Genomic DNA, 4,899 nt, shown 5'->3' with positions numbered 1-4,899 from the left:
ACTAGCATTGACGCCATCATAACACGCAGAACATAACCACTGGGTGGGTCAGTTCTCGGTGACAATGCCGGGTCAAATCTCAGTGGCAATCAACACCTCCGCCTCTGCCGCAGGCCAGAGCTTCAGTGCGCCCGCCACCCCGAGGGAGGCGAGGCCCGCCATGATGAGAAAGGTCGCATCCAGACCGAATGCGGCCCCGAACCGGCCCGCCAGCGGATAGGTGAGAAGCCAGCAGGCATGGCTGAGCGCGAACTGGGCGGCGAAGATCGCCGGCCGATCCTCTGGCTGGGCGGAACGGCGCAGCAGCCGCCCCGTCGGTGTTTGTGTCAGGCTGTAGCCGAAGCCAATGACAAGCCACAGCGCCATCAGCGCAGGCAGCGATCCGACAAGCGGGCCGAGGGCCGTTCCGCAAACGAGGATCATGGCACCCGCAATCATCGGCGGTCGGTCCGGCATTCGGTCGAGCAGCCGCGGCAGCAGCAGCGCCGCGACCATCGAGCCGCCGCCAAACGCCGCGAGTGCCAGCGCCACCTGCTCTTCGCCGAGGCCAAGCCGCGCCTGAACCAGCACGACCGTGTTGACGATCACCATGGCCCCTGCTGCGGCCACCGCAAGGTTTAGCGCAAGCAGCCCCCGCAGGCGCTGCGTGGCGAGATAGATGCGGATGCCGCGGGTGGTCCGGTCCCAGATACCGCGCGGCTGCGTCGGCCGGGGTGACGGCAGAGTGACGGTCGTCACGAGTGCGGCCGATGCCAGAAAGCCGATGACGGTGCCGCCGAACAAGACCGGAAAGCTCACCACCGTCAGCAGCGCGGCCGCGAGCATCGGCGAGAGCAGGTTCTCCAGATCATAGGCCAGCCGCGAGAGCGACAGTGCCCGCGTGTACTCGGCCTCGTCGGGCAGAACGTCCGGGATCGTCGCCTGGAAGGTCGGGGTGAAGCCAGCCGATGCCGCCTGCAGCAGGAAGATCAGCACATAGATGTGCCAGACCTCGGACACGAAAGGCAGCGCCAGCGCGACCGTCGCCCGGATCAGGTCGAGCGCCACCAGCATCGCCCGTCGCGGCACCCGGTCGGCAAAGGCCGAGGCAATCGGCGCAAGCGTCACATAGGCGACCATCTTGATCGCAAGCGCGGTGCCGAGCACCACCCCCGCATCGGCCCCCGCGAGATCCCAGGCCAGAAGCCCGAGAGCGACCGTGGCCAAGCCGGTGCCTATCAGCGCAATGACCTGCGCGGCGAACAGATGACGGTACGTGCGGTTGGCAAGGACGGCGAGCATGGTGCCTCTCAGAGAAGTTTGGCCAGCGCGCGCAATTCGACGAGATCGCTCTCGCCGCCGTGCCCCAGGCAATGATCGATGTGGTCGTGAATCAGCATCCGCTTGGCGGCTGTGACAGCGCTTTCGACCGCCTTGATCTGGCCCGCGATCTCGGCGCAGGGCTTCTCCGCCTCCAGCATGGCGATGATGGATCTGAGGTGTCCCTCCGCCCGTTTGAGGCGGTTGATGATATGGGGGTGCGAACTGTGCTGGGCTGACTCGGACATCGTGCGCTCTTATCCCCCCAGGGGGGATATGCGCAAGGTCTGCGCTAATCGCGTCATGTGGAAGCGCAAGCTGAAGATTGCCGAGATTTAAACATAATGAATTTCAATGACTTAAGGTAGAGAAGGTTAGACGTCAGGCCCATCCCCTCCGCCATTATCCCATGCCGATAAAGGATTACATTGTTGATATACAACGATTTCTTTATGCACGGCCAGGCCGCCATGAGATTTTCCGGCAGTTTTGGTTCACAATTTGGTTCACAATTTGATGCACGCCATGACTTGATATCCCTGACGCCATGAGCATGATCGCCGCATGAAAAAGATCACCCCGATTTTGCGCGGCGATACCTATTACCTGCGCAAGCGGGTGCCGATCCGCTATGCGTCAGTCGAGCCGAAAGAACTGGTTCACATTTCGCTTGCGACGGACAGTTTCGATGTGGCGCGGCGCAAGGCCCCCGAAGTCTGGGCACAGATGATCGAAGCTTGGGAAGCCAAGATAGACGGGCATGATACAGATGGTGATGTGAGGATGAAAGCGGCGCGCAGCTTGGCGCAGCGGCGCGGCTATCGCTATCTCGACGCGCCTGATGTCGCTCGACTGCCGCTTGAAGATGTCTTGCAGCGGATCGAATCCATCATGGATAAGCGTGGCAGGCTGGATATGAAGGAAGCAGAAGCGGCGCTCGGGCTCGTTCCGGCGCCAGCCATGACTGTTTCCCAAGCCTTTGAGAAGTTTTACGAGGTTGCCGGTGATCGTGTCGTTGGCAAGAGCCAGGACCAGCTCCGGCGGCACCGCGCCCCGCGCCTGAAAGCCACGACGAATTTTATCGAGGCGATTGGCAACAAGCAGCTCGCGGATGTGACAACCGACGACATGTTCGCGTTCCGGGCCAAATGGATGGAGCGCGTTGCTGCCGGCGAGGTCAAGGCCGAGTCCGCAAACAAGGACTTCGTTTACCTCTCTGCGATGTGGCGCGCCGTGGCGCAGGCCAGGCGTCAGCGCCTGAAAGGCCACGTCGATCAGTGTGAGGGACGCCGGAACGATCCCCAGCCAGAAACTTCTGGTCTTGGCGATGAATATCGGCGCAACTGCTTTGATTCCGTCCATTCTCATACCCTTTCAGGCTTCGTTGCGGCCTTGACTGCCATCATGGCGGCGATCTCTACGCCTCTCTGCGCCGTATCCTTGAGCTGGACAACCTCTTCGCCCCACTCCCCTTGATTGCCATCTCCCGCATGCGGGTGGATGCTGTCGATCAGATCGATAAGATCGGCAGCCTTGCGCTTGATCTCGTCCACCAGCCCCGAGGCGCTGGGGTTGAACGAGATGCCGACGCGGTATTCGCCTTTGGTTTGCATGGTCAGTCTCCTTTGAAAAGCGCGGCCCATGTCATGGGGCCAATGATCCCGTCCGGCGCAAGGCCGGAGGATTTCTGGTATTCGACAGCGGCGCGCGCCGTCCGGGCGCCGAAAGCGCCGTCAATCGGGCCGGGGTCAAAGTCACGCTCGGCCAGCAGGCTTTGCAGGTATTCGACTGCATCCCCCGTAGATCCGCGGCGCAGCAGCGGGGTATAGGCCACAGTCTCGGTTGCGGGCTGGCCCATGGCCGCGCCGATCCGGGCCCGCAACTGATCCCCGACCGCAACCGGATCGCCGGGCTTGTCCATCCCGGGCAACCAACTGATGTCCCACTTGGCGTTTTGCTTGATGCCAAGCGTCGGCTGCACCTCGGCGTGGCTCAGCACCGTGCGCCGGGTCACCGGGATCCGGTATATGCGGCAAAGATCCGCGACAAAGGTCGCCATCACGTCGATCTGCAGATCGGTGATCGGATATGCGGCGTTCAAGCTCTGCAATCTCGCCCGCAAGCTGGCGATCCGCGTTTTTTTTTGAGCCAGTGCCTCGTCCAGGCGGCGGGACTCTGCGGCCTTCTGCCCGTTCTCCTGGGCGATGCGCTCGCCATCCTTAGCCAGCTTCCGGTTCTCGGCCCGGATGCTGTCCTGCAAGCCGCGCAGCCGCTTCAGATCGGCCTCGATCCCGGCCAGTTCGGATCGTGCCGCTTCCATCCGGCGCTCATAGGTCACGGCGTTCCTGCGCGCCTTCTCGGCTCGCTTGCCCTCGGCTGTGGCCTGCGCTTTCGCCAGCAGGGCCGTGTTCTTGTCCAGCTTTTCCTGTGCCGCCACCAGCTCGGCTTCCCTGGCCGCAATCTCGGCGGGCAGGCGGGAGCGCATCTCGGCGGCGGATTTATGGACCGTATCGGCGTAATCCTCGCCCGCCGCGATCCGCTGCCAGCGCGATGTGCCGCGTTCGATACCGGGCGCATGGCGTCCCATGATCTCCGCCGCGATGGTCTGGAGATCGCGCAGGGCCTCGCGCTTGGCGATTTTTGAGACCGGCATGCCGTCGCGGGTGAAGCCGGGGCATTGGAAATGCGCATGGTCCGCCGCCTCGTCGCGATGGACCACCAACCCGGAGACGGTGGTGCCGAGACGTGCGGCGACGGCTTCGGTCACTTCGCGATAGGCCGCGTCCTGCCGGTCCGGGGTCAGGGCGGCGAAGATGGGCTGTGCCTCATGGCCGAAGGTGATGATCCCTGAGCGAGACCACAGGGATCGAGCGACCGGCGCAGCGGGCAGCATGGCTTGGAATGAACGGCGGCAGGTGCTATGATTACATATGACTACAATGGAGCACATCATGCCGCAGCGCGCCGCATCAGAGCCGATCACCATCCGCACGGCCAAGGTCTCCGAGATCGATGCCCTGGCAAGCGCGATGGACCGTTCCCGCAACTACATCGTCAATCAGGCGATAGAGCAGTATCTGGAAGCCAATGCGTGGCAGATGGAGCGGATCGCCAGCGGGATCGCCGCCGCCCGTGACGGCAAGGTGGTCCCTGCCGATGAAGTCTTTGCCGGGATCGCTGCCAAGCACGGTTGGGCGCGTTGAAGCAACTTGTCATTGCCGAACCCGCCGCCCGCGACCTTGAGGGGATCGTGGATTACATCGCGCTGGATAATCCCGTTGCTGCCGAGAACGTCTATCGGGGGATTGTCCGGGCGGCAGAAAAGCTGCCCGAGTTTCCCGCCTTGGGACGTCCCGGCCGTCACCCCGAGACACGGGAGCTGAGCGTCCCGGACCTGCCCTATCTGATCGTCTATGAGATCAGCGCCGAGGCCGTCACGATCCTGGCGGTGTTCCACACGTCCCGCGACCTTGTGCGGGCGCTGCGGGAAAGGGTGCAGAGAAGCTAGGGTCAGGACCCATTAATCGGCTTGAGGCTGGTCTGCCTGCGTGATTCAAGCTCCCGAACTGACGGGGGTGATGATGAGCAACCTTTACTGGC

7 protein-coding genes are annotated in these 4,899 nt (G+C 63.0%); 3 read left to right on the top strand and 4 right to left on the bottom strand.

Annotation, left to right across the window (positions count from 1 at the left end):
• Positions 1-72 precede the first annotated feature (72 nt).
• Together DFP89_RS19655 and DFP89_RS19650 are read right to left on the bottom strand one after the other, a co-directional pair.
• Entirely contained in the window at positions 73-1,281 is a 1,209-nt protein-coding gene (locus tag DFP89_RS19655) for an MFS transporter (protein ID WP_114351002.1), read from the bottom strand.
• A gap of 8 nt (positions 1,282-1,289) precedes the next feature.
• On the bottom strand, positions 1,290-1,547 hold the full coding sequence (locus tag DFP89_RS19650) for a metal-sensing transcriptional repressor (RefSeq protein WP_085378480.1): 258 nt from the start codon (positions 1,545-1,547) through the stop codon (positions 1,290-1,292).
• Positions 1,548-1,863: 316 nt separating this feature from the next.
• On the opposite strand from DFP89_RS19650, the gene DFP89_RS21210 reads away from it, so the two are divergent.
• Complete coding sequence (locus DFP89_RS21210; RefSeq protein ID WP_425452687.1) at positions 1,864-2,775, top strand: DUF6538 domain-containing protein; 912 nt, start codon at positions 1,864-1,866, stop codon at positions 2,773-2,775.
• Here DFP89_RS21210 and DFP89_RS19640 read toward each other — a convergent pair.
• Together DFP89_RS19640 and DFP89_RS19635 are read right to left on the bottom strand one after the other, a co-directional pair.
• Positions 2,664-2,912: an Acb2/Tad1 domain-containing protein gene (locus tag DFP89_RS19640; protein ID WP_114351000.1), complete on the bottom strand. Its 249-nt coding sequence runs from the start codon at positions 2,910-2,912 to the stop codon at positions 2,664-2,666. The genes DFP89_RS21210 and DFP89_RS19640 overlap by 112 nt on opposite strands.
• 2 nt (positions 2,913-2,914) lie before the next feature.
• Positions 2,915-4,192 (bottom strand): peptidoglycan-binding protein, encoded by a 1,278-nt coding sequence (locus DFP89_RS19635; protein ID WP_114350999.1) that lies wholly within the window; start codon positions 4,190-4,192, stop codon positions 2,915-2,917.
• 58 nt (positions 4,193-4,250) lie between these two features.
• Between DFP89_RS19635 and DFP89_RS19630 the strand changes: the two genes are divergently transcribed.
• Together DFP89_RS19630 and DFP89_RS19625 are read left to right on the top strand one after the other, a co-directional pair.
• Positions 4,251-4,502: a CopG family ribbon-helix-helix protein gene (locus DFP89_RS19630; RefSeq protein WP_245948889.1), complete on the top strand. Its 252-nt coding sequence runs from the start codon at positions 4,251-4,253 to the stop codon at positions 4,500-4,502.
• On the top strand, positions 4,499-4,807 hold the full coding sequence (locus DFP89_RS19625) for a type II toxin-antitoxin system RelE/ParE family toxin (protein ID WP_114351003.1): 309 nt from the start codon (positions 4,499-4,501) through the stop codon (positions 4,805-4,807). The genes DFP89_RS19630 and DFP89_RS19625 overlap by 4 nt, the downstream gene beginning before the upstream one ends.
• Positions 4,808-4,899 lie beyond the last annotated feature (92 nt).

The organism is Paracoccus lutimaris, from assembly GCF_003337565.1.
Lineage (GTDB): Bacteria > Pseudomonadota > Alphaproteobacteria > Rhodobacterales > Rhodobacteraceae > Paracoccus > Paracoccus lutimaris.
This window is presented reverse-complemented; position numbering and strand designations above follow the sequence as displayed.

Coding starts and splice junctions, on each gene's coding strand:
- DFP89_RS19655 (WP_114351002.1), bottom strand. CDS start 1,281: ATGCTCGCCGTCCTTGCCAACCGCACGTACCGTCATCTGTTCGCCGCG.
- DFP89_RS19650 (WP_085378480.1), bottom strand. CDS start 1,547: ATGTCCGAGTCAGCCCAGCACAGTTCGCACCCCCATATCATCAACCGC.
- DFP89_RS21210 (WP_425452687.1), top strand. CDS start 1,864: ATGAAAAAGATCACCCCGATTTTGCGCGGCGATACCTATTACCTGCGC.
- DFP89_RS19640 (WP_114351000.1), bottom strand. CDS start 2,912: ATGCAAACCAAAGGCGAATACCGCGTCGGCATCTCGTTCAACCCCAGC.
- DFP89_RS19635 (WP_114350999.1), bottom strand. CDS start 4,192: ATGCTGCCCGCTGCGCCGGTCGCTCGATCCCTGTGGTCTCGCTCAGGG.
- DFP89_RS19630 (WP_245948889.1), top strand. CDS start 4,251: ATGCCGCAGCGCGCCGCATCAGAGCCGATCACCATCCGCACGGCCAAG.